21 protein-coding genes are annotated in these 24208 nt (G+C 61.2%); 14 read left to right on the plus strand and 7 right to left on the minus strand.

Features of this window, described 5'->3' with window-relative positions; all coding sequences use genetic code 11:
• Positions 1-20 precede the first annotated feature (20 nt).
• Positions 21-1319, plus strand: a complete 1299-nt coding sequence (locus tag HALLA_RS10645) for a DUF389 domain-containing protein (protein WP_049953327.1) — start codon at positions 21-23, stop codon at positions 1317-1319.
• Positions 1320-1549: 230 nt separating this feature from the next.
• Positions 1550-2863: a glutaredoxin 3 gene (gene grxC, locus HALLA_RS10650; RefSeq protein WP_049953328.1), complete on the plus strand. Its 1314-nt coding sequence runs from the start codon at positions 1550-1552 to the stop codon at positions 2861-2863.
• 316 nt (positions 2864-3179) lie between these two features.
• Here the strand turns inward: grxC and HALLA_RS10655 are convergent, their stop codons facing one another.
• Together HALLA_RS10655 and HALLA_RS10660 are read right to left on the minus strand one after the other, a co-directional pair.
• Complete coding sequence (locus HALLA_RS10655; protein WP_049953329.1) at positions 3180-3797, minus strand: PGF-CTERM sorting domain-containing protein; 618 nt, start codon at positions 3795-3797, stop codon at positions 3180-3182.
• A gap of 481 nt (positions 3798-4278) precedes the next feature.
• Positions 4279-6804 carry a BGTF surface domain-containing protein gene (locus tag HALLA_RS10660; RefSeq protein ID WP_049953330.1) on the minus strand — a complete coding sequence of 842 codons (2526 nt, stop codon included), beginning with the start codon at positions 6802-6804 and terminating at the stop codon, positions 4279-4281.
• Positions 6805-7748: 944 nt separating this feature from the next.
• On the opposite strand from HALLA_RS10660, the gene HALLA_RS10665 reads away from it, so the two are divergent.
• From HALLA_RS10665 to HALLA_RS21625, 3 genes are all read left to right on the plus strand, one after another.
• Positions 7749-7961 carry a HalOD1 output domain-containing protein gene (locus HALLA_RS10665; RefSeq protein ID WP_049953331.1) on the plus strand — a complete coding sequence of 71 codons (213 nt, stop codon included), beginning with the start codon at positions 7749-7751 and terminating at the stop codon, positions 7959-7961.
• Complete coding sequence (locus HALLA_RS20625; protein ID WP_157231360.1) at positions 7958-8125, plus strand: hypothetical protein; 168 nt, start codon at positions 7958-7960, stop codon at positions 8123-8125. The genes HALLA_RS10665 and HALLA_RS20625 overlap by 4 nt, the downstream gene beginning before the upstream one ends.
• A gap of 184 nt (positions 8126-8309) precedes the next feature.
• Positions 8310-8435 carry a hypothetical protein gene (locus tag HALLA_RS21625; protein ID WP_277921460.1) on the plus strand — a complete coding sequence of 42 codons (126 nt, stop codon included), beginning with the start codon at positions 8310-8312 and terminating at the stop codon, positions 8433-8435.
• 166 nt (positions 8436-8601) lie between these two features.
• Here the strand turns inward: HALLA_RS21625 and HALLA_RS10675 are convergent, their stop codons facing one another.
• Both HALLA_RS10675 and HALLA_RS10680 read right to left on the minus strand, forming a co-directional pair.
• Positions 8602-9099 carry a DUF7342 family protein gene (locus HALLA_RS10675; protein WP_049953333.1) on the minus strand — a complete coding sequence of 166 codons (498 nt, stop codon included), beginning with the start codon at positions 9097-9099 and terminating at the stop codon, positions 8602-8604.
• A 104-nt stretch (positions 9100-9203) separates the two neighbouring features.
• Positions 9204-9917, minus strand: coding sequence for a TetR/AcrR family transcriptional regulator (locus tag HALLA_RS10680; protein WP_242406162.1), 714 nt, complete (start codon positions 9915-9917; stop codon positions 9204-9206).
• 245 nt (positions 9918-10162) lie between these two features.
• On the opposite strand from HALLA_RS10680, the gene HALLA_RS10685 reads away from it, so the two are divergent.
• The 3 genes from HALLA_RS10685 to HALLA_RS10695 all read left to right on the plus strand — a co-directional run bounded on the left by HALLA_RS10685 (position 10163) and on the right by HALLA_RS10695 (position 15630).
• Positions 10163-11725 carry a COG1361 S-layer family protein gene (locus HALLA_RS10685; protein ID WP_242406163.1) on the plus strand — a complete coding sequence of 521 codons (1563 nt, stop codon included), beginning with the start codon at positions 10163-10165 and terminating at the stop codon, positions 11723-11725.
• Positions 11726-11729: 4 nt separating this feature from the next.
• Positions 11730-14399 carry an efflux RND transporter permease subunit gene (locus HALLA_RS10690; protein WP_049953335.1) on the plus strand — a complete coding sequence of 890 codons (2670 nt, stop codon included), beginning with the start codon at positions 11730-11732 and terminating at the stop codon, positions 14397-14399.
• A gap of 109 nt (positions 14400-14508) precedes the next feature.
• Positions 14509-15630 carry a hypothetical protein gene (locus tag HALLA_RS10695; protein WP_157231361.1) on the plus strand — a complete coding sequence of 374 codons (1122 nt, stop codon included), beginning with the start codon at positions 14509-14511 and terminating at the stop codon, positions 15628-15630.
• Positions 15631-15694: 64 nt separating this feature from the next.
• Here the strand turns inward: HALLA_RS10695 and HALLA_RS10700 are convergent, their stop codons facing one another.
• Positions 15695-16333, minus strand: coding sequence for a TMEM175 family protein (locus tag HALLA_RS10700; protein ID WP_049953337.1), 639 nt, complete (start codon positions 16331-16333; stop codon positions 15695-15697).
• A gap of 195 nt (positions 16334-16528) precedes the next feature.
• On the opposite strand from HALLA_RS10700, the gene HALLA_RS10705 reads away from it, so the two are divergent.
• The 5 genes from HALLA_RS10705 (at position 16529) to HALLA_RS10725 (ending at position 21498) form a co-directional block, all read left to right on the plus strand.
• Positions 16529-17638: a FecCD family ABC transporter permease gene (locus tag HALLA_RS10705; RefSeq protein ID WP_049953338.1), complete on the plus strand. Its 1110-nt coding sequence runs from the start codon at positions 16529-16531 to the stop codon at positions 17636-17638.
• Positions 17639-17751: 113 nt separating this feature from the next.
• Positions 17752-18621 (plus strand): ABC transporter ATP-binding protein, encoded by an 870-nt coding sequence (locus HALLA_RS10710; protein WP_049954086.1) that lies wholly within the window; start codon positions 17752-17754, stop codon positions 18619-18621.
• A gap of 81 nt (positions 18622-18702) precedes the next feature.
• Positions 18703-19182 (plus strand): hypothetical protein, encoded by a 480-nt coding sequence (locus HALLA_RS10715; RefSeq protein ID WP_049953339.1) that lies wholly within the window; start codon positions 18703-18705, stop codon positions 19180-19182.
• Positions 19183-19260: 78 nt separating this feature from the next.
• The gene (locus HALLA_RS10720; protein WP_049953340.1) at positions 19261-20877 is read left to right on the plus strand and encodes a spermidine synthase; all 1617 of its coding nucleotides are present in this window, start codon (positions 19261-19263) and stop codon (positions 20875-20877) included.
• Between the two features lie 174 nt (positions 20878-21051).
• Entirely contained in the window at positions 21052-21498 is a 447-nt protein-coding gene (locus HALLA_RS10725) for a response regulator (protein WP_049953341.1), read from the plus strand.
• A 165-nt stretch (positions 21499-21663) separates the two neighbouring features.
• Here the strand turns inward: HALLA_RS10725 and HALLA_RS10730 are convergent, their stop codons facing one another.
• Together HALLA_RS10730 and HALLA_RS10735 are read right to left on the minus strand one after the other, a co-directional pair.
• Entirely contained in the window at positions 21664-22098 is a 435-nt protein-coding gene (locus HALLA_RS10730; RefSeq protein WP_049953342.1) for a GIY-YIG nuclease family protein, read from the minus strand.
• A 74-nt stretch (positions 22099-22172) separates the two neighbouring features.
• Positions 22173-23003: a TrmB family transcriptional regulator gene (locus HALLA_RS10735; protein WP_174887897.1), complete on the minus strand. Its 831-nt coding sequence runs from the start codon at positions 23001-23003 to the stop codon at positions 22173-22175.
• 371 nt (positions 23004-23374) lie between these two features.
• On the opposite strand from HALLA_RS10735, the gene HALLA_RS10740 reads away from it, so the two are divergent.
• A complete protein-coding gene (locus HALLA_RS10740) occupies positions 23375-24172 on the plus strand; it encodes a TrmB family transcriptional regulator (protein ID WP_049953343.1) in 798 nt (265 codons plus the stop codon).
• The last annotated feature ends 36 nt before the right edge of the window (positions 24173-24208 follow it).

Below are 24208 nucleotides of genomic sequence, written 5' to 3' on the forward strand. Positions count from 1 at the left end.
CCCTTCTGGTAGCGGGTCCAATGCGATTGATCGAGCTGCTCGTTCCCGAGGGGAAACGCGAGCGGACGCTCACCTTCCTCGAGGACGAGGGCATCGACTACGTTCGAACCGACGAACGCGGATCTCAGGGGGATATCGTCGAGTTTCCGGTTCCGACGCAGGCGGTCGATCGGATTCTCGAGCACCTGCGCGAGGAGATCGGTATCGACGAGGAGTTCATCGTCATCTCGTCGATAGAAACCGCCCGAACGCCGAGGATCGACGACCTCGAAGATCGGTTCGTCAACGGCGGCGAGGCCGACGACAGCATCTCTCGAGACGAGATCCGAACGCGTGCGCTCAACCTCACGCCGAGTCGGGTCACCTACTACACCATGACGATCTTGAGCGCCGTCGTCGCGACGGCCGGACTGTTGCTCGACTCACCGGCGATCGTCGTCGGCTCGATGGTGATCGCACCGCAGGTGAGCGCGGCGCTTACCGGGACGGTCGGGCTCGTGATCAACGACCGAAAGATGATCGGTACCGGGATCAGCTCGCTGTTGCTCGGGTTAGGCGTCGCGGTCGTCAGCTCGTTCGTCGTCGCCTGGATCGTCAGAACCACCGGAATCGTCCCCTCGATCGTCGATATCGGGGCGATTTCGCAGGTTCAACAGCGCGCGTCGCCCGGCGTGCTCGGACTGGTAGTCGGGATCGCTGCGGGCGCTGCGGGGGCGTTCGGTCTCGCGACGGCCATCCCCGTCTCGCTGGTGGGCGTGATGATCGCCGTGGCACTGATTCCGGCAGCTGCGGCAGTCGGTGTCGGCCTCGCGTGGGGTTCTGCGAGTATCGCACTCGGAGCGGTCGTACTCGTCGTCGTCAACGCGATGTCGATCTTGCTCTCGGGGCTCGTGGTCTTCTGGTACCTCGGCTACCGACCGCGCGATTGGACGTCCGGAGCCGTTCGAGAGAACCTCACGTTCCAACGGGTCGGGACGGTCGTACTCGTCGTGGTCGTGCTCGTGGCCGTCCTCGCCTCCGGCGGATTCGCGCTCTCACAGCACCTATCCTTTCAGGACGCCGTCAGCGAGGAGGTTCAGGGCGTCCTCGAGGAAGACGACGACCTCGCGGATCTCGAACTCGTCTCGATCCAGACCGAGTTCGACGACCACGGAACCGTCGACGAGCAGACCGAAGTCACGATCGAAATCCATCGCAGCGCCGATCGGACCTATCCGGGGCTGGCCGAAAGGTTCGAAACGCGGATTTCGGACCGGGCCGACAAGGACGTCGTCGTGACCGTGGAGTTCGTCGACCGCCAGACCAGCGACCGGTCTTGAGGGGGTCCGATTCACGGACGGTGGCCCACCCGGAGAAGTATTGTGCGTTCGAAGCAACCATCGGTTCCGGTCGTCGGGGTCTGGGTCGGGTTCCAGCCGTCAGGTCCGATTCGGTCTGTGAGGACAGCGAGGTATAGTGAGCGCCACGGTCCAGTCTGCCACGAGACGCATTCACACCACAGGTTGGGTAAACAGAAGGCGTTTTAGGCGTTGTCTCCCAATACTCCCGTATGAGCGACGAGCCTCGAGTCGAGATTTACACCAAGGAGAACTGCCCGTATTGTGAGAAGGCAAAGGACCTCCTCGACGCGAAAGGTGTCGAGTACGAAACGTACAACGTCACCGGCGACGAGGAGCGCTTCGAGGAGATGGTAGAGCGCGCCGAGGGCCGCAAAACGGCCCCCGAAGTGTTCATCGACGACGAACTCATCGGCGGCTGGGACGAGACCAGCGCGCTCGACGAGACCGGCGAACTCGACGAAAAGCTGGGGATCGAAACCGACAGCGAGGTCGAACACCGCCCCCTGATCATCGCGGGGACGGGCATCGCCGGCCTGACCGCGGCGATCTACGCTGGTCGGGGCGACAACGACCCGCTAGTCATCGAGGGCGACGAACCCGGCGGCCAGCTGACGCTCACCACCGATGTCGCGAACTACCCGGGCTTCCCCGAGGGCATCGGCGGTCCCGAGCTGGTCAACAACATGAAAGCACAGGCCAAACAGTTCGGTGCCGAGCTCAAAAACGGTATCATCGCCGACGTCGACGCCTCGAGTCGCCCGTTCCGGGTGGAGTTGACCAACGGCGATGTATATACGGCAGACGCCGTCATCGCCGCCTCGGGGGCGAGCGCGCGTACGCTGGGGATCCCCGGCGAGGAAGAGTTGATGGGCTACGGCCTCTCGACGTGTGCGACCTGCGACGGCGCCTTTTTCCGCGGCGAAGACATGCTCGTCGTCGGCGGCGGCGACGCCGCCATGGAGGAAGCCTCCTTCCTCACCAAGTTCGCCGACACCGTCTACATCGCCCACCGCCGCGAGGAGTTCCGCGCCGAACAGTACTGGGTCGACCGCGTCCACGAACAGGTCGACGACGGCGACATCGAGATCATGACGAACACCGAACTCCTCGAGATCCACGGCTCGCAAGAGGCCGGCGTCGACCACGTCACCCTCGCCCAGAACGACGAGGGATATCCGAGTGAGAACCTCGAGGATCCCGACACCGAGCAGTTCGACTTCGACGTCGGTGCAGTCTTTTTCGCCATCGGCCACACCCCCAACACCGACTACCTCGAAGGCACGGGCGTGGAACTCGACGCCGACGGCTACCTCAAAACTCAGGCCGGCGACGGCGCCGGCCAGACCGAAACCGCCGTCCCCGGCATCTTCGGCGCCGGCGACGTCGTCGACTACCACTACCAACAGGCCGTCACCGCCGCCGGCATGGGTAGCAAAGCCGCCCTCGACGCCGACGAATACTTAGACGACCTCGAGCGAACCACCGCCACCGGCGACCTCGAAGCCGCGGCCGCCGACGACTAACGCGGATCGGCACTTCTGCTGTGCTGTCCATATTGTTCCCGTCACGTTATCTCGAGCACCGGCGGATCGCTCGAGTGGATCTTTTTGCCTATAGAAAGCGCGTTTCGGGCCGCTCAGCGTCGCCTACTGTATCGCCCGGGGCCGGTGCCGAGGACTGATGCCCGTTCGTAAATCGGCACTGTGACGACAGCGGCGGGGACCCGAGGCGTCGTCGGCCGAACGGGCGATAGCGTCGTCACTCGTCGCGGCGAAAACGGAACCCGGCGAGTGAGCCGGGCGAAAACGCGACTCGATCGGTGGGACGGTGAGTGGTCGATCAGCGCTGCGTTCGGGTTGCGACCAGTGCCGCGCCGAGGACTGCAACGAGCGCGACGGCGACGCCGAAGCCGGGTATCGAGTCGCCACCTTCCTCATCCGACGCGCCGTCATCGCCATCGTCGCCTGCGCTGTCACCGCTTGCGCCGGTGTCGTCGCCCAGGCTGTCGTCACCGCCGGATTCGTTGTCGGCGGCCGCGTCGTCGCCGCTTTCGTTCCCTGTCTCCATGCTATCGTCCGCGCCGGCATCCGTTCCGGTGCCGGATTCGTTGCTGGCGTCCGTACCGGTGCCAGCATCCGTGCCGCCGTCGGACTCAGAGGAGTTCGTCCCATCGGCGGCGTCGCTATCGGTGCCACTGGCTTCGTCATCGCCCGCATCGTCTGCCGTCCCGCCAGTGTCGTCGGTCGCCCCACTCGAGTCGTCATCGGCTGTCGCGTTGCCGTCGTCGGATTCGTTCGCGTCGGCGTCCGAAGGCGTCGATTCGCCGTCGTCCACCGTGCCATCCTGAACCGTTGCGATACTCGCGTCTGACGACGTTGCAGCCGCGCCAACCGCGACGCTCGAGCAGACGAGCATCGCCATGGTCAGCGTGACCAGTATCGTAGCGCGTCCGTTCATAGGTGATCGGCAGGCGGGAGGTAACCCAGCGGCGGAATAAGTGGCTTCGACCCTCCGAGTGAGTGGCGCTGCGTTCGTCCGAGTTTACTGAATTTCAGGATCGTTGATTCGTTTACGATGGCGAAACGCAGATTGCAGACCGGATACGCCGGTTTCGACTGGCGAAGCCAGCGGCTGGGAAAACGCACTCGAGAGTGGCCACTCCGAATCGGTCGGTATCGAGAGGAGCGACGGGGGAGTAGCGAATGGTGATCGAGCCGTTGCGGCAGGATATCCCCCGCCGCACTCGAGTGTTGGTCGTTCTATATTATCAATCTTCCCAGACGGACTCCACGGCGTGGGGCCGCTTGCGACCCAGCGGTGAACTCGGCTATCGACGCCTCTAGCGTGTGCGCTCGATGGCTGTCGCTGGGTGGTGTAGCGGTCCGAAAGAAAGTGAAAGTGCTGCGAAAGCCGGACGAAGTCCGGTGGTTAGTCGTCGTTAGTCCTGCTTGCGCAGTGCGAGCATTGCGGCACTGAGCAGAGCGACGAGTGCGACAGCGACACCGAAGCCGGGCACGGAGTCACCGTCGTCTTCGCCGTCGTCTCCGTCATCGGAGGATCCTTCATCATCGGAGGATCCTTCGTCATCGGAGGAGCCCTCGTCGTCAGAGGAGCCTTCATCGTCACCGGAGCCCTCTTCGTTGACGGTCAGCGTACCGTCGTCGGAGGCGTTGAAGTCGCCGTCGTCGGCGGTGACGGTGTAGCTGTGGTCACCAGCGCCGAGATCCGAAGCTTCGAGCGTTGCGGATGCTTCGCCCTCAGCGTCGATATCGACGGAGCCGGTGTCGACCTCTTCACCACCGATCTCGAGCGTGAGGTCGGCGGTGGTGTTTGCGTCTTCGTAGTTGTTGACGGTCACGTCGAATTCGGCGGTGTCGCCGACGGTGATGTCGTCAACACTGGTGTCGACGCCGAGTCCTTCTTCGTCGGACTCGTTGTCGTCTTCACCATCGTCTTCGACGAGTTGGACGTCTTCGAGGTCATCTTCTTCGCCTGCGAGTGGTTCTTCAACGGTGATGTCGAAGAGCGAGCCAAGAGATTCGCCTTCGAGGTCGAAGGACGCATCGAAGGTGCCGTCAGCGTTGACTTCTGGGTCATCGGTCTTGACGAATGCGCCTTCCTCGCTTGGCGAGTCAGCAGTTGCCTGGATCTCCGAGCCAGGGGCAACGTTCGTCGTACCCGTTGCGTTCGATTCGCTGCTTGCGGGCATCTCCTCGATTTCGTCGAGGGTGATGTCTGGCTCTTCGAACGTGATCTCCTGTTCATCCGAGTAGTCTTCGTCAGCGAGCGGACTGTCGTCGCTGATCTTGAAGACAACATCGTAGGACTGACCATCAACATCGAGACCAGCCGCGTTCTGGTAGTCGATCTCGAAGATCAGTTCGTCGTCGTAATCGTCACTGTTGAACGTGTATCCCGTGATTGGGAGGTTGTTGTCCGAGTCCGGTCCATCGTGAGCAACGCTAGAGTTCCAGTAGTCGGAGCCGCCGACGGCACTGGACTGCTGCTCACTGATGTTGAGCGAGATGTTGCCCTGTGCGAAGAGTTCTTCACCGAAGTTATCAGCGTCTCCGCTGCCGTCGAATGCTTCGATCGAACCGTTTGCGCCGAAGTCGTCAACGGAGACAAACAGCGAGTCGCCGTCGCCACCTTCATCGACTGCGATGGTGCCAGTTTCAGTTACGGTTGCGTCTTCGTAGGTGTCAATGTCTTCAACTCCATCCGCGTGCGGAGCGGTCTGGAGCACTGCTTCGCTTGGTGCAGAGCGTTCCTGAATCTGGAACAGTCCGCGGTCGTTACTGTCATCGATGAAGTCGGCGTCGTTAGTTCCGGCGTCGTTGGTGTCAGCGCCAATTTCGAGGTCCCACGTTGCTGCTGGGAGTGGGTCTGCGGCATCGAGTTCAGTGATTTCGGAGAACTCAGTGATGGTTGCGTTGTGTGCCGTCCAGCCTGCAGCCGCGGCATCGGACTCGTCTCCACCAGTGTCGTCAAAGCCACCTGCAGCGTAGGTGTTGTGCTCGAGAACAACTTCGTCGTTGTCGGTGTCGAAGTCGCTCAGCGTCATGTTCACAACGTGGTTTTCGCTGTGCTCACCGAGCGAGACAGCCGCCTCGTCAGTGTTACCGACGTCAATAGTGATGTTACCGATTTCACCCTCTTCTGGGCTATCGATATCGACGAACTCGCGTTCGTCGTTCTGGTCACTAATTTCGATGGATGCGTTGTCCGAGGCTTGCGAGTCAGTGTTCGAGAACTCGAAGTCTATCTCGTCACCCTCATCAACATCGACGTTACTGAAGTTTGCGTCCAGCGCGCCGAAGCCTTGCTCGAGGTCAGCGACTGTGAGGACATCACTATCATCGTGAAGGGTGTCTTCGCCACCCTCGTAGAACGTCTCATCATTCCCGTTGTGATCGAAGAGATCACTGAGATCTTCAGCGTCAAGATCGGACGAGGTGATGTTTACCCACTGAGTGTCACGTTCTGACTCGTAGTCCAGGTTAACGTTACCGTCTTCCGAGACCGTCGAATCGTTGAACTCAGCGCTGACATCTTCTTCTAGGGCCCAGAAACTTGCTTCGTTCCAGGTATCTGCAGAGCCATCATCAATCGTGTATGGCTCATCGGCCTCAAGATCTGACGTATCGAGGGTTGCTTCGCCATCACTGACGCGAAGCGTTGTTACCGGGGAATCTTCAGAGATGTCTGGATTGAGACCCTGATAAACTTCAAGTCCGTTTGTGTCATCAGTGCCTACATCGAAAGTAACCTGTTGTCCAATCCACACGTCGTTAGCGGTTCCGTCTGTAAATGTTGGGCCATCGTCGTAATTGTCGCTGTTGAACGACGCGTCTGCTGCTGCGCCGCCCGCAAACGCTGCGGACATCGCAACAACCGACATGACCAACATTGCGGCAAGGAACAGTGAGCGTCCCTTTTCGCGGTACGTTGTTTCGTTCGTCATTTATGTTGTCTTATTGTTTCGTGTTTGTTAGTTAGCGCGCGATTCAACCGGTCAGGCGACCGTTACCGGCTTCCTACCTACATATCATCGGTGAACGACTCAGCCTACCGGGTAGGGGTATATGGAGGATTTCGATGGTTCGTAATAAGTCTTCTTGTGCTATAGGTCCGTTTTTGGGAAGGTTGTAAGATGCGATTAAACCGTTGAAAACGTCGTCTCGAGGCCTCGAGCGCCGGTCTCCAAAATCCAACCATAGTAACATGGGAGAGTCTATCAATGATGACTACCACCGTCGGTAATATGTTTAGCGCGGAGAATGGATCTGAAGAACTGGCCGTACAGGCTCCTATACGCCGGTACTCATCCCCCCGAACTCGCGCGCAGATCTCGAGGGGGTGACAGACCGTCCGCTCGGCAGCGGCTATACCAGTTAATAAGTTTGTTCGCACGCGTGCAAGCGAACCGTTTACTCGAGTTTCGCCGGATTACACCCGCTTTCACCCTCAGTAATCGGTGACTGCCGGGTTAGAGGAACCGATGTGAGGGATTAGAATAGCTCGAGCAGAAGACGATTGCACGCCAGCAACACCGTTGCAGACGACGAAAGTAGCAGGCTGATGGCCGAAACAGTCCAGTTTGAATGAATAAGTACTAAAAGAGAGTGTCCTGCTCGCCATTATTTCCAGCTCGAAACAGTAATTATATGTCACTACAGGTCAATGAGTCGAACGGAAGCCACAAACTCCGCGCATGGGGGCTACCGTATTGAAATGCCCCGGGTGCTCATGACACCCGAGACGTGGCTTCCGACCGCACAATGGATCGGTTGCCATGATTGGATATCTTCTCCGCGGGCTTAAACATCCCGTCCGACAGATGAATCGAAGTCAATTACCCTCGAGCGGCGGGCAACCGCAGACGGCGACTCGAGTCGAGGTGGGCGAATGACCGACCTCGAGTCCAGTCTCGCCGTCCGAATCGTCCGCACGCTCGAGGCCCACGGCCTCGCCTGGGACGAGTACCGACTCGCCGACGCGTTCGATCCCGACGCCCTCGAGCGGCTGGTGCGCTCTGCGGACCCGGTGGAAGTCCGACTCGAGGTCCGGGGGTTCGAACTGGTCGTCACCGACGACGAAATTCGGGTGCTCGAGGAATGACCGGCGTGGAGTCGGGCGACGGAGCCGGTGGTCCGCCGCCGGAGCCGGAGCCGAGGCCCTGTCCCCACTGTGGCGTGCCGGTGACGGCCGTGATTCAACTCGTCCCGACGGCGCACCACGCCTATCCCTGCGGGTGTGTGGTACCGGCGGATCTGCTCGAGTAGGTAGCGTTGCCAAACACGTTTTCTGGAACTATGGCGGGTTCGGTTGCTGGAGAAAAGACAACGTCCCTGACTCGAGCGTATCCCGCCAGAGTTGCAAGACGGCGAACGTAACGAGTCGCACCGTTTCAACTTCGATACACGACGCCACAGCATCATCGTGACTCGCCGCTGGTGGTGGATGAAAGTGAGTATCTGGTACGTCGAGACGTGGGTGGAGGTCGTACCGGTAATTGAAGACCGGTCCTTCGGTATAGTGATAGCGGTAATTGAGTTCCTCGGTCCAGACGATATCGAAGCGGCCCGACTCTGAAACGATCCCGTCGGAAACAAACAGAGAAGCTCCTGCGGATTGAGTGACGAATCGAATTCCGAATCGACGATGAGCGGTTCGTACGTTTCAGCGATTGTCCGTGCTCGAGCCAATAGCTGTTGATCTGGAGCACCGGTATCGGCCCATTCCCAATCGTTATCACCTCTCATACCTCTGCAACGCGGTGTGCTTCGTCCACTTGGAGGGCTGCTTTCGCGAGTGCGAGGTTTTTGCGCGTCGAACGCCACTCGTTGAGGTCTGCCCACCCCCCATCTTCGGGCTCGAGTCTCGTCGCGAGATCCTCGACGCTGTCCACATCGTATTTGCGACGGAAGTCTCGAATGTCGCCGTTCATCTCCCGAATGCCTTCCAATAACTCCGCGTGAGTGTGTGTCGTACGGAGTTCCTCGATTCGTTGGGTAATAACCCGCCCTTCGTCGCGTTTGTATTCTGTCGTGCGCCCGTTTTGCATCGAAACCGCGAGACCCGATTCGACGAACTCGTTCAGATATTTTCTCGTCGTCGGCTCGCTGACGAGCGCCTTCGAAGCGATTGTGCTAACTGAGCTGTATACTGTCGTCTCCTCGAGAACCTCCTTGAGACGCTCTCTACTCGTCGTCTCCTCCTTCCAGTGGGCTTTCGCTCGCTCGTTTATATCGGTCATAACGCAACTAACGAGGCAGAAGATAAAATATCTTTGCTAGAGAAATATTATTTATTCATTCGTGGGCAGTCACCGACGCTCGATGTCTGATCGGTGAGCGGAAATTATTCCGCGTACACGCAGGCCTCAAGATACGACTCGATTTCCTCGCGAACGTCGCCGACCCACTCGTCGTCCTCGCTCGTCGAGCGGCGCATGATCGTGCCGTTGATCATCGTGATCAACGTCGCCGCCACCCCCTCGGGATTACAGGGCTGGAAGACGCCCCGGTCGATCCCCGCCTCGACGATGTCGACGATCAGATCCTCGAACACGTCGTCGCTCCGGTTGAAGTGCGATCGGTACGCCTCGTCGTGGGTCGCCTGCGCCCGGAGTTCGAACAGCGCGGCCATCGACTGGCGCTCGTCGTCGTCGATGCTGCGCTCGAAGAGTTGGTCGACAACCTCCTCGAGGGCGTCCCGGGGCTCCTCGACCGGTCCCTCGATCGACTTCGTGCGAAACGCCTCGAGCATGAACTCGAGCGTCTCGAGGACCAGATCGTCCTTCCCGTCGTAGTGGTGGTAGATCAGCGACTGGCTCTTCGCGAACTCGTCGCCGATCTTGTCAATCGTCAGGTCCGCGTACCCGTGCTCGAGCAGCGTGGCGAGCGTCGCGCCCATGATCTCCTCGCGCGTGTTCGACGGGTTCTCGAGGATTTCAGGAGCCATCGAGGCGCCCCCGTCGGCTCGCCGATCGATCGCCGACTCGTCTTGCCGTCCGCTGGCGACTGCGACCGCCTCGAGCGGCGGCCGGTGACCGGTCCCTGTCGTGCATACCACCGTGGACGAGATGGGGGACCAAAAAAGGAGTTGATTGAACGTTCAATCACAAAACCTATAACCGCGCTGTTGTGATATCGTGTAATGACAGATATTCATCGAAGGGAAACAGTGTGCTCGACTGAGCATACCCGGAGTAGAACGGTCAGAAACGGAGACCGGGGGCGTGTTACTGAACAATGAGGGTAACACGCCAATCGGTCGTCGCGATTGTATTCGTACTGCTGGTCGGAGCGAGTCTGAGTGTGTCACCGATCGGCGCGCTCGCCCAGGACAGCGCCTCGACGGGTGGAAGTAGCGGCTACGTGCCGCCGGATAGAGGACACCCGGATCTATCGGCGAACCTTCCGGACAACGAAGTTGGAACGGGAACGACCGAAGAGCTTCAGTTCGAAATCACGAACGACGGGGAAATCACGTCCGGCTCGGGTCAGGGCGTCACCGACGCCCAGAGCGTCACCGTCGAGATGGACGACGACGGGCCGTTCGAATCGCAGGTGGACGAACGCTCCATCGGAGCCGTCCAGGACGGCGGCGTTGCCGAAGCGGTGTTCCCGGTGGCCGTTCCCGACGATCTCGAGGCCGGCGAGTACGAAGTGACCCTCGAGATCAGCTACACCTACGCCGAGACGATCGGAACGGACGGGAGCGTCGACCGCGAGCGAGACTCCGAAACCGTCGACGTCACCGTCGAGGTCCCGGAAGAACCCCGATTCGAAGTCGCAGACGTCAACACCGACGTCGAACCCGGTGCCAGCGGCGATGCGATCCTCGAGGTCGAGAACACGGGAACGGTGGCCGCGAACGAGACGCGAGCGACCATCACCGGCGGTGGCGGCGTCGTCGTCGACGGCGAGGCCGCGCGGGAGGTCCTCGGCGATATCGAACCCGGCGAGACGGCCACTGCGGTCGTCAACGTGCAGGTCAACGAGGCGACCAGCGGCGGCGCGAAGCCGCTCGACCTCGAGTTTACCTACCGGGACGAAAACGGCGTCCAGCAGGAGGCCGAACCCGAAACCGCGAGTCTCGCGCCCGCCGACGAACAGGAGTTCTCCATTCAGAACCTAGAGAGCGACCTCTCGGTCGGCTACGAGGGCGACGTGAGCGGGCAGGTCCGCAACGACGGGCCCCGAACCATCGACGACGCCGTGTTGGTCGTCGAACCGATGAGCGAAACGGTGTTCATCGAGGACACCCGCTACGCCCTCCCCGAGATCGAACCCGGCGAGACCGCCGACTTCACCTATCCGACCGACGTCAGCGGCCAGGCCGACGCCGGCGACCGCCAGCTCCGGTTCACCGTCGAGTACACCGGCGGCGACGACTCGCCGCTCCAGGACGGCCCACACTCCGAGCGCGTAAGCGTCGAGGACCGTCAGGACGAGTTCTCGATCAGCGGCGACAACGTCTCCGTCGAGCAGGGCGGGAGCAACGAGTTCGCCCTCGAGATCACCAACGAACGTTCACAGACGCTCTCGAACATCAACGCGATGTTGTACACCAGCGGCGAACTCGATACCGACGACGACGAGGCCTTCGTCGACGAACTCGCGCCGGGCGAGTCCGCCGAGATCACCTTCGACATCTCGGCCACGAGCGCCGCGTCCGCGAAGACCCACCCCGTCGAACTGGATTTCCAGTACGACACCGAAAGCGGTGAGACCATCGTATCCGACACCTACCAGCATCCGGTCGACGTCCGACAGAGCGAAGACGACGGTGGCGGGATCACGGGAACGCTCGTCGGCGTCCTGGGCGCGCTCGCCGTCGCCGGCGTCGGAATCACGCTCTGGTGGCGACGAGGGTAACTGAATGACAGAGTCCGATCGCCCCGACGACCGAACCAGCGACGACCTCGCCGACCGTGAGGCCGACCTCGTCACCGATGGCGGGGGTGCCCGCGACGAGTCGAGCGCTGGCAGCCGAGTGAGCGGCCTGTTCGGCTCCCTGGCTGAGCGACTCGGCTCGCTTCGGGGCTCGAGCGGCGGCTCGGGCGACGACGAGGACGACCCGTTCACCAGACGGATCAATCCGCTCATCTCGAAGCGTCCGTGGACGGTCGTCATCGTCTTTCTCCTGCTGACGGGCGTGTTTATGGCCGGAGCGGGCATGGGCGGCGGCGAGCAGGAAGCCGGTGCCGACCAGTTCGCAGACGACACCGAGGAGTCACAAGCCTACGAGGACATTCAAGACGAGTTCCGCGAATCGGGTCACGAGGAGGGCGGAACCACCGCCCAGTTGTTCATCGAAGACGATCGGAACGTCCTCTCGCAGCCGAACCTCCTGCGGATGCTCGAGTTTCAGGATCGGATCGAAACGCAGGACGACCTCCGCGTGGAATCGTCGACCAGTCCCGCGTCACTGATCGCCCAACAGCTCGATCCCGAGGCGGAAACCGCCGAGGAACAGTACCGAGCGGTCGACAGGGCATCGAGCGGACAGCTCGAGAGAGCGATCGCCGACGCGGACGAGGCGGCCGGGCTCCCGGTGAGTACGGACTTTACGCCGGAATCGGCGGAGGCTGACGTCGCCCAGGTTGCGATCACCTACGACACCGCGCCGATGGCCGATACGGACAACTACGCGGATCTGCAGTACGAAACCGAGGCCATCGCCAACGAGATCGACGGCTTCGAAAGCGGCGAGAACATCGTCGTCTTCGGCGACGCGATCATCGAAGAGGAGACCACCCAACTGTTGACCGATACCTCGATCGTCGTCTTCCCGGCGGCGATTATCCTCATCCTCTTTTTCCTGCTGGTGGCCTACCGGGACCCGATCGACCTCGGGCTCGGTCTCGTCTCGCTCCTGATGGCGATGATCTGGACGTTCGGATTCATGGGATTCGCGGGAATTGCATTCTCCCAGTCGCTGATCGTCGTCTTCCCCTTGCTGTTAGCGGTCGGGATCGACTTCGGGATACACATAATCAATCGCTATCGCGAGGAACGGGCCAAGGGTGTACCGATCGGAGAGGCGATGACGCTGACGACGAGCCAGCTAACGGCGGCGTTTCTCATCGTGACGCTGACGACCGTCTTCGGCTTCGCGTCGAACCTGGTCAGTTCGATGAGCGGGATGCAAGACTTCGCCATCGTCGCCGCCATCGGGATGCTCTTTACGTTCCTGATCTTCGGCGTCTTCCTCCCCGCCGGCAAGGTCGGATTCGATCGGCTCCGAGAAGGGACGCGCTTCCCGCAGTTTGGAACCACGCCGATGGGCAGCGAAGGATCCGTTCTGGGCAAGATACTCCCTGTCGGCGTCCGGGTCGCTCGAGTCGCGCCCGTGGTCTTTCTCATCGCCATGCTCGTCGTCGGCGGCGGCGCGGCGGCCTACGGGGCGGGGGTCGACACCGAGTTCGACCAGGAGGCGTTCTTCCCCGAGGAGGAGCGTCTCGACCAGTACGAACAGCTACCCGGCCCGCTCGCACCCGGCGACTACACCTTCATGACGGTCCTCGATTACATGGAAGAGGACTTCGACCGGGGGATGCAGAGCTCGGTGACGATCTACGTCGAGGACGGGGATTTACGCTCCGATACCGCACTCAGAGATATCGATCGCGCGCTCGAGAACCCGCCCAGCGAGTTCCAGCGGGATGGGAGGGAGGCCAACGCAGACAGCATCGTCTCGGTCGTCGAGACCCGGGCCGCGGAGGATCCCGAATTCGACGCGGTCGTCACCCGGTACGATTCGAACGGCGACGGAATACCCGACCGGAACGTCGACGTCGTCTACGACGAACTGTTCGCGTCCGACGCCAGTTCCGAGGCGAGCCAGTATCTCACGACCGACCGCGGCGCGGCTCAGATCAACATCATGATCGACGTCGACGCCGATCAAGCCGAGGCCGTCGACGCCGCCCAGCAGACCGCAGACGACATGGAGATGGACGCGACGGCAACCGGCCAACTGGTCATCTTCGAGTCCGTCATCGAGGAGACGACCGAGTCGTCGATCAACAGCCTCGTGCTCGCGTTCCTCCTGACGACCGTCTTCCTCGTGCTGGCCTACTGGTGGCTCGAGGGGCGGGCGATCTACGGCGTTCTCAACCTCGTTCCGGTGTTGATCACGGTCGCGCTGCTCGCGGGGTCGATGCGATTGTTCGACATTCCGTTGAGCCCGATCAACGCGCCGATCCTCTCCGTTTCGATCGGACTGGGCGTTGATTACACGGTGCACTTCATGCACCGGTTCGTCGACGAGTTCGAGGACGGCAACGGCGTACACGAGGCGTTGCTCACCACCGTCCGCGGGACCGGCGGGGCGCTCACGGGGAGCATGCTCACGACCGTCTGCGGGCTCGGGGTGCTCTATCTCGCCTTGATCCCGCTGATCATGGAGTTCGGCTTGCTCCTCGCGCTGGGCGTGTTCTACGCCTGCTTCACGTCGATCCTCGTGCTTCCCTCCGTGATCGTCGTCTGGGATCGGTTCGAGAACGGCGCGATCGACCTCCCGTTCCTCGGAACGAGCCAGCGGTAGCGAGTCGCCACCACCCGTTCTGTCGGGCGTAGCAGCCGGCAGAGTGGTCGATGGAAACGCGGCCGAACAGGAAGTGATATGCGAGTGCAACGACGAGTTCGGGTATCACATGTTTGATCGTCGCGACCTGCTGAAAGTCACCGGTGCGACGGCAACAGCGGCGACGGTTGGAGTGGCTGGCTGTCTCGAGATTCTCGCGTCCCGATCCGAAGCGAAACCGCCCGCCTACAGGGAACACATCGTCACCGACGACGATGGCTGGGTCGGGTTCGGCTACGTCGACTGGGACGAACTGACGACGATTACCGGAGCCGACAGTGGCGGTACAGGGAGATTCGACTACGAACTCGACGCAGCCGAAGTGATGCACGGCTACCCGCTCGAGGGGCTCGTCGAACTCGTCGACCGCCTGACGGTCCAACTCGCCGGCTCCGGAATCGGCGGGCTGCTTCGACCGTACCCGGCGCTCGAGGGAATCGAGGACGAACAGCGTGGCTCGGAGACGGCCGAAACGTTCGAGTCGACCGTCGAGGAGGTGATGACGGTCAACGATGCGCTCGTGCTCCTGGGCTCGATCGACGTCGAGGAGATCGTCGCTCACATCACGCAAACGCCGGCAGAAGACACGGTGCGCCGTGAGTACGAACGAGACGGCGAGCAGGGTGAGTACGAACTGTACACGCCCGTCGAGGCCGATTCCTCGCTCGGGACGCCGGCGCTCGCGATTGGTTCGGACGCGATTCTCGCCGCGGGGGGCGAAGAGGGGATCGAATCGAACGCCGCGTCCCTCGAGACGATAACCGAGGACGGCGAGCAGGCGACCGATGCGATCGATGAGTTCGGCTGGTTGATGCAGTACGCTGATGAGGGACAGATCATCTTCGGCGGCTACGGTGAATCGACGAGCTTTCCGCAGGATCCGAGCGAACACTGGGGGAACACCGATTCGATCGCCCAGTCGTTCACCCAGTTCGTCGACGCGAAAGGAGCCGTGGGATCGCTTTCCTTCGAGGACGGGGGGACGACGAGTGCGGCGCTGGCGGTCTGGTACGAGTACGATACGGTCGACGATAGCTTCGAGGCCGCCCTTAGGGGGCGACTCGCCTCAGGCGCGACGGAGCGGTCGGTCAAAGTGAACACCGATCGCCACCGCATTCGAGCGACGGCAACCTGGGGAGATGGAAACGAGACCGAAGAGAGCGCCAACGAATCGAGCCAAGAGAGCGACTGAGAACCAAGCCAAGAAATCGATTAGGAGACCGCCTGAAACGCAACCGACAGCTCTGTTGGCGGCACTACTCTGCCTCTGGCCTCGGTTCTGAGGACTGATATCGTCTAACCCAGAACGCCTGAAGCGGGAGTATCAGGAACGGGACGTAAAACGCCACCGAGAGATTGACGGCGGCAACGCCGATCGAGAGGAGAAAGACTGCGGGTGGGATGAGCCCGCGAAGCGTGATCAGAGCGCCCGTCCGTTCGTCGATTGCGTCGATAGTGAACCCGCGTCGATCGGCGTACCACCATAGCGTCGTCAGGACGAGCCCAACGAGGGAAACGTTGAGCGCGTACAGTGTCCAGGTGAGACGGGTACTGTACACGCCGAGCAGCTCGGTCGGAAACGGCAGAAAGGAGACGGCGAGCAAGAAGACGAGATTCAAATACAGTAACAGCCGATCGTGTCGATCGATCTGTCGAAACAGGTTGTGGTGGACGATCCAGTAGATGCCGACGACGAAAAACGAGAGCAGGTAGCTGAACAAAAGCGCCAGCTGGTCCGCGAGGGCGCCCGCTAGCTCGGTCCCAGCGCGATTCGCCGGGACGTCCGGAACGGTGAACTGAAGCACCAACAGCGTGAGAACGATCGCGAACACCCCGTCGGAAAGCGCCTCGATTCGATCCGTTCGCTCGCCCTTGAGCATAGGGACGCGAACCATGAAAACACCATCCACTCTCGCGAGCAAAACTCGTTGGGGCGGCCGTCGACCCCGTTGGGTTCGTCCGTCTCGAGGCGTGTGAATCCGTACACTCGCCGGAGGTCGGCAAATACCGCTCGCACCCGGCGCTTTCTGCAGAGTCTCTCAGCTCGAACCGCAACTATTAAGGACGTTTTAGGCATCCCTAAACATAGAATGGCAGGATCGAATTCGGCTGAAACGCAGCCGATCGTTCGCGACCAGGAGGGGTGGTTAACGAAACCACTCGTACTGTTTTGTCTGACGAGTACACTGATTACCGTCGCTGCCGGGTTCGTCCAGGTCAGCTTCGGATCGTACTCGACGACGTTTCTCGAGGTCGCTCGAGCGGTGACTGAGCCGACAATCCTGTTCAATCTCGACGCCTGGAACGGCTTTCTCTTCGGGACGGAACTTCCGGAGATGGAACCGATCGAACTCATCGTCTGGAACATTCGTGTCCCGCGCGTGTTCGTCGCGATCATCGCCGGAGCGACACTCGCGATCTCGGGTGCGATATTCCAGGCAGTGACGCGCAACGAACTCGCGAGTCCGTTCATACTGGGGGTCAGCGCCGGGGCCGGGTTCGCCGTCCTCGCGACGCTCGTCGTCTTCAGCGGACTCGCACCGTTTCTCCCGTTTATTGCGGCACTCGGCGGAACGGTCGCGTTCCTGATCGTCTACGTGATCGCGTGGAAGAACGGGACGAGCCCGGTTCGACTCGTTCTCGCCGGGGTTATCGTCAATATGATCTTTCAGTCCCTCCAGCAGGGGCTGTTCTTCTTCGCCGACGACCTCGGCATCGTCCAGACTGCGATCGCGTGGCTCACGGGCTCGCTGACCGGGACCGGCTGGGGAGAGGTTCGAATCGCAATTTTGCCGGCCGTGTTGGCGATCGTAATCGCGCTCGCCGGCTCGCGCCAGCTCAATCTCCTGTTGCTCGGCGAACAGACGGCCCGCTCGCTCGGCATGCGCATCGAACTGGTTCGGTTTTCCCTCTCTGCGGTCGCGATCCTGGCAGCCAGCGTCGCAATCTCCGTCGCGGGAATCGTCAGCTTCTTCGGCCTTGTCGTTCCCCACATCGTTCGGAACACGATCGGTGGCGACTACCGGCAACTGATGGTCGGCTGTCTGTTCGCCGGTCCAGCGCTGATGGTCACCGCCGACGTCGGCGCGCGCCTCGCACTCGGCGGCACGCAGATGCCGGTCGGCGTCGTAACTGGTCTGCTGGGAGGTCCGTACTTCCTCTATCTGATGCGAAAACAGCGTTCGATGGGTGAACTCTAATGAACCGAGGGCAAGTAAACGACGAGAAAACCGCAGACTCGGAGCCGACAGACGAACAGACGGCCAACGACCGAACGACGACCACAGACCAGATAGAGACAGGTACACAATCGATGCCGAACAATCCCATCAACGAGGAGTACGAACACACGCGCGAGCAGGCGGTCGACGAGGACGGCGACATCGTCGACAGCGCGCTCGTCGGGGACGAACTCAAGTTGAGCTATCCGGCCATCGAGGAGACTATCGTCGACTGCGAGCGCCTCGATATCCCCGAGGGCGAAGTCACCGCACTCGTCGGACCCAACGGAAGCGGAAAGAGTACGCTGTTGAAGGCGCTCTCGAGTCACCTCAAGCCCGAAAGCGGGGTCGTCAGACTACACGGGGACGAACTGCAGTCGTTCGGGCAGAAAGAACTCGCGCGCGAACTCGGGCTTCTCTCACAGGAGAACGATCCCGTGGGAAGCATCAGCGTCGAGGACCTCGTCTACTACGGCCGGTATCCGCATCGTGGATTCTTCGAAGGGATCTCCGAGGAGGACCGTCAGGCGGTCGACCGAGCGATCGATCTCGCGGGCGTCAATCACCTTCGGGACACGGAGCTGGGCCAACTCAGCGGCGGCCAGAAACAACTCGCCTGGATCGCGATGGTGCTGGCACAGGACACCGATATCCTGTTGCTCGACGAGCCGACCACGTTTCTGGACCTCCACCACCAGTTCCGCGTCCTCGAGACGGTTCGACAGCTCAACGAGCAGAAAGGCGTGACCGTCGCGATCGTCCTCCACGACATCTCACAGGCCGCGCGGTTTGCGGACTACCTCATCGCGTTACACGACGGCGTCCTTTACGACTGGGGGCCGCCGGAAGATATCGTGACCGAACAGCTACTGGCCGACGTGTTCGGCGTCGAAGCGAGCGTCCAGTACGATCCCGAACTCCAGATCCTACCGAAGCGGGCGCTCTCGGAACGGCGACGGTAGGCGGGATCGAGTCGCTGTGTGAGCCGACACAGGGGTCATATCGTCCGGCCGGTTCATGTATACTGCCGTCGTACGATCTCTATGCCGCGCCGAATTTCGCGAGCGAACGTCCTCGACGCCGTATTGGGAGAGCTACGACGCATCGTCCTCTCGGTTCGCGGCCGATTCTTCTCGAGACCGAAACCGCTCGAGCCCTCCGCGCTCGTCTCGCTCGGCGAACACGAGGCCCAGCGAGTGCTCGGCGAACGCCACTTCGAGCCGAACTGGGACATGTCCTTCGCGCACTTCGGCGAGGTGCTCAACCTTCGTCGGGTGGAGTACGTCACGGATCATCCGACCGGATACGAGTGGTGGCAGATCCACGTTCGGGGCTATCACCACCCGCAGGGGCTCGAGTTGACCGCCCACTTCGAGACCGATCCAAGTGAAACGCCGGACGCCCACGTCGATCGGATCGGGATCGATATCGACCGCGGACTCGAGGAGTTAATAGGGGTACTCGAGAAGGCGGACGTGAGCTATCGACGACTATCGAAGGCCGAGGTCGCCGGGCTCTCGTAACTCGAGTCCGGTCGCCGGATCGACTCGCGGCTGTCACTTCCAACAAGTACACAACGACTGACCGAGTGAGGTTCGACAATGGACGTTCGGTCGCTCGCGTCGTATCGATTGACCAAGCCCGAACTCGCGGTGTTCGTCTCGGGCATCGCGAGTATGGGCATCGAGATTCTCGCGGGACGAGTCATCGCCCCCCAGTTCGGCAGCAGCATCTACACCTGGGGGAGTATCATCACCGTCTGTCTGGCCGCGCTCAGTCTCGGCTACTGGCAAGGTGGCAAACGAGCCGAGACGGCGACCAACCGGGAAATGTCTTGGATCCTCTTCGGGACGGCGATTTACATCGCCGTGTTGATTTACGGAAGCGACCTGTTTCTGACTTATACGTCGACGATTCCGCTCGGTGCGCGGTACGCGTCGCTGCCGGCGGTCACCGCCCTGTTCGGTCCGCCGACGTACTTGCTCGGCTTTATCAGCCCGTATGCGGCAGAACTCAGTCACAAAGAAGGGATCGGCGAAGCCTCCGGGCACGTCTACGCCGTCGGGACCATCGGGAGCATCCTCGGGAGCACCCTCACCACGTTCGTGTTGATCCCCGAGTTCAGTATCGAAGCGATCAGCCTGCTGTTTGGGTTCCTTCTCGTCGCGACTGCGTTCGCGCTCACGCTCCCCGATATCTCACGGAACACGACCGGTGCAGCAATCGTCGTTTCGCTCTTGCTCGTCGGATCGCTGGTCGGCAGCGCGTCCGCCTTCGACACCAGAGGGGATGTCATTTACCAGACTCAGACGGATCAACAGCAACTCGAGATCATCGACGACGGCGACACGCGAACCATGCGCCTCGACAATGCCAGACACAGCGCGATGGACCTCGAGAACCCGGATCGACACGTCTTCGAGTATACGAAGTACTTCAACCTCCCGATGGTGATGACCGACGATATGGACGAGGTTGACAACGTCCTGTTTATCGGCGGGGGCGGGTATACCGGTCCGAAGGAGTTCGAAAACGAGTACGACGTGGACGTCGACGTGGTCGAAATAGACGGCGAGGTGACCGACGCAGCCGAGGAGTACTTCGGCCTCGAGCACGGCGAAAACATGACCAGCTACGAGGAGGACGGTCGAAGCTTCCTCGAGGATGCGCCCGACAACGAGTACGATGTCATCGTCCTCGACGCCTACAAGAAAGAGCAGGTTCCGTTCCACCTGACGACCGTCGAGTTCATGGAGTTAGTCTCCGATCGGCTCACCGACGACGGGATCCTCCTCGCGAACGTCATCTCCGGGCCGAGTGGCTCCGCAGGCGAGTTCTACCGCGCCCAGTACAAGACGGCAGACCAGGTCTTCCCCGACACCTATAGCTTCCGAACCTCCAACTCGAGTAATATACAGAACATCGAACTCGTCGCGACCAACGAGGAGACCGACTTCACGCAGGAAGACTTACAGCGCCGAAACGACGAGCGCGACCTGCCCGTCGACCTCGAGCCCGCCATAGACAACTACATGGACGAGCCGGATACCGACGGTGCGCCGGTGTTGACGGACGACCACGCCCCAGTCGACAGGCTCCTCGATCCGATGGTCGGACAGCGATACATCATCGAGGAATCGGAGGACTCTGCGGGAGAACAACCGCAAGCAGCTGCGTCCGTTTCCGCACGGCCCGCTACTGCAGCCTCCGGTGTGTGAGAGGCCGCTAGTTCGAAGGGGCACACAGTCAGTTCCACGATTCCTCGAGCGACTCGATGTCGAACTCAGGCGCGGGGCCCGCCTCGGGCTATCGACGGCCGAATAATCGCGAGTGTCGGCACATCCAAAGTATGTAGTGATCAGGCTTAGGTTTCTCACCCACGAACGGTCGGTGTGAAGGATCGATACCCGTCGCAGCCGCCCACGATTTTGCTCGTCGAGGATAATCCGGGAGACGTACGGCTAACGCGGGAAGCGTTCAAGAGTTCTGCGTTCGACGCGACGATAGAAAGCGTGACGAACGGCGACGAAACCCTGGCGTATCTGGCGGATTGTGGCGACTCACATCCCTATCCGCATCTACTGTTATTGGATCTCAACCTGCCGAAGACGGACGGATTCGACGTTCTCGAGGAACTCAGAGGAAACGACGATCACCCCCAGCTTCCAATCTTGGTTCTCACGAGTTCACAGGCGGACGAAGACGTGCTCAAGAGCTACGAGCTGTCCGCAAACGCGTACCTCACGAAACCGGATAGCCCGGAAGAATTCGTCGAGATGGCCGAGACGATCGAATCGTTCTGGTTCGACGAGGTTCAGCTTCCGCCGTTTCCTTCGTAGCCATCGACGCGTCGCTCGCCGATCGACCGTCGCGGTTCGCGGGATCCATTCGCCGACATCCGTTCCGATTCGCCGAGTCCGAACGTCGACCGCGCCACTACGACTCACTCTATTCGCTCGAGGGTACGCCATCGTGACTTGCTGGACTCGTTCGACGGCACGCCATCATGACTCGTCGGACCCGCTCGAGGACGGCTCGAGACGCCCGCCAGCGTCAAGCGACGCCTCGAGAACCGCTCGATCCGACGGCGCGTCGATCAAGTGCCCGGGACAATCACAGTCCGACGAACCGAACCCGCGAACCCGGTCGCCGGGGATCGACCGGGCGAGTTCACACTCGCGCCGTTCGTCCGGAAAGAAGACGGGTTTCTCGAGGATCGCATCGGAACAGCCGAGCAAGTAGTCGATGTGCCAGTGGCGCGTCTCGCGATCGCCGCGGGCGAGTTCGGCGTGGCGATCCACGCGAGCGAACCCGCCGGGACCGAACGCGCTGCCGACGTACGCGTAGGTTCCGGCGTCGAACGCGAGCGATCCCAGTGAACCGACCCCGAGGCTCGTCGAGCACTCGAGGGTGACGATGAGAACGTAGGTTCCACTCATGTATTCGAGTCGACGGTGGTTTCCGACGACGAAAACGGGGTCGGTTCGGCCGGGTCTCGGTTCGAGTGAGACGATTACGACTCGCCAGTGCCGGGGTCCTCGACGGCGGGCAACCCGGTCGCCATCAAGCGGCGTGCGATCGTGACGAGTCCGTTGTCGAACCCGCGGCCGAAGACCGCTTGCTCGTGTTCGTGTTCGCCCCCCGCCGACTCGTGGAAGGTGCTCACCAGAATCGAACTCTGATCGACCAGGAGTAGCCGGCCGATTTCCGTGTCGTCGTCCGACCAGAGAGAGCCGGAAAGCCACGCCAGACCCGAAACGAAGACCTGGGTTCCCGGGAGTTCATCCTGTACCCGTTCGCGGATCGACTCCGCCGTCGTCCCGATAATGACGGTGACGCCGCGCTGTTGGGCCGCCCGGATCCGCTCAATGAGTTGTTCGGTGAAGATATCTTCGTCCCCGAGGACGAAGACCAGTTCCTGGTCGGCGTCGTCGATCAGTTGCTGTGTCCGACTCGTGATTCCGGCCGTTCCCGACAGCGACCACACCTCGTGGGTGACGTCCGTTTCGGCGTCCGTGGACACCGAGTCGATCGCCTCGAGCGAGTCTCGGAGCGAGTCCGTCCGCGAGTCGTATTTTTGCTGGAGCGTGTCGGCCGCTTCGCCGACGGAAACGGCCCGAAACCGCTGTGGATTCGAGTGTTGAATCTCGACCAGTCCGCTCGACTCGAGCACCCGCACCGCGTCGTAGACGCGAGTGCGGGGAACGTCCGAAACTTCGCTGATCTCCTTTGCAGTCCCCTGTCGGAGACGGGTCAATGCGACGAATGCCTTCGCTTCGTACTCCTGTAGCCCGAGCTGTTGGAGCAGTTCGACTGCCTCTTCGTGGTTTGATAGCTCATCCATGGGTCCCAACCCCGCTACCGGTCGCCCAGTAGCTGAGTACCGTTTACCTCTCCACGTGAAAACACCTTCCGCTTGGAACCATCTCACGGAAACAATATTTTTTAATCCGGTCGGCCACGAACCCCAAAAATAACCCGTTTTCGGGCCTCAGGAGACGGCTCGACACAACGCATGAACTCGGTATGGAACCGACTGTGTGCGGCGGGCAAACGAATCGGCAGTCAGATTCACTCAGATAATCACAACAGAGATATACGGGGTGACTGTGAAGTGGGAACCGGTACGCGGCTTCAAGCAGGGTCCCAACCACGCTGTCGCCGTGTACCGGACTCCCCTCGGGGAGGTTTCCGTACCGACGACCGATTTCGATTATGTCCAATAATCCAGGAGACGAACCAGCGTCTCGCGCTACGAAGCAACTCGAAGCGTTCGGATTGAGTACCTACGCGGCCCGAACGTTCGTCGCCTTCGTCAGCCTCGGCGACGGAACGGCCCAGGACGTAAGCGACGTCTCCGAGGTCCCGCGAACGCGCGTCTACGATGCGGCCGCGGAGTTACGCGACCGCGGCCTCGTCGACGTACAGCACTCGAGTCCCAGACGGTTCGTCGCCATCTCGTCGGAGACCGCCGGCCGGCGATTCAAGCAGGACTACGTCTACCGAGCGAACGAGTTGACGGACGCACTTGATGCGCTCGAGCCGAAAACGCTGTCGTCGGAACAACGAGGCGTCTGGACCGTGACGGGCCAGAATACGATCACCGAACGGCTCCTGTCGTTCATCGAGGAGGCGATGGACGAAATCGTGTACATGACCGTCGAAGACCTCCTCTGTGAGAAAATCACCGACGCGCTCCTGGCGGCGTCCGATCGGGGCGTTACGATTCGGCTTGCGGGGATGTCGACGGCTGCGACGGCGGAGATTCACCAGTCGATTCCGAACGCAGAACCGTTCGACTCGCTGTGGGACTGGTCGGATATGCCCGCCGGACGCCTTTCGATGGTCGATCAAGAGAAGACGCTGGCGAGCGTCCTCGTAGCCGAAGACGGCTCAGACCCGTCCGAATCTCGCGACGAGACGGCGATTTGGGGGATGGGTGAGACGAACAGTTTGGTAATGGTGCTGAAGGCGATATTCACGTGGCAACTCGACGGAAGCAGAGACGAGTAATTCCCGTCGAAGATACCACCGCCACTATTCGAGTCA

The organism is Halostagnicola larsenii XH-48 (assembly GCF_000517625.1).
Lineage (GTDB): Archaea > Halobacteriota > Halobacteria > Halobacteriales > Natrialbaceae > Halostagnicola > Halostagnicola larsenii.